The 249-nt window shown below is 52.6% G+C and carries 1 pseudogene; it reads left to right on the plus strand.

The features are described 5' to 3' along the window. Nucleotides 1-226: pseudogene (locus RTW80_RS30240) on the plus strand (Putrescine importer PuuP); the annotation flags it as partial. Between the last annotated feature and the right edge of the window lie 23 nt (nt 227-249).

Here is a 249-nt window from a genome sequence, read left to right on the forward strand (position 1 = left end):
GCGTAAAGGAATGAATAAAAGCTGGAAGGATCACTTCCACTATTTGCTGATGCCGCTGGTTGGCGCGCTGACGGTGGGTGTGCTGTGGGTTAACCTCGAGTCAACGTCACTGACACTCGGTCTGGTATGGGCTTCGTTAGGCGGCGCATATTTATGGTATCTGATCCGCCGCTATCGCAAAGTGCCGTTGTATGATGGTGACAGAACGCCGGTGAGTGAAACGTAATAGTCGGATGCGCGGCGCATTAT

The sequence above is a fragment of the Escherichia sp. AM3 genome (genome assembly GCF_032029835.1).
Lineage (GTDB): Bacteria > Pseudomonadota > Gammaproteobacteria > Enterobacterales > Enterobacteriaceae > Escherichia > Escherichia coli.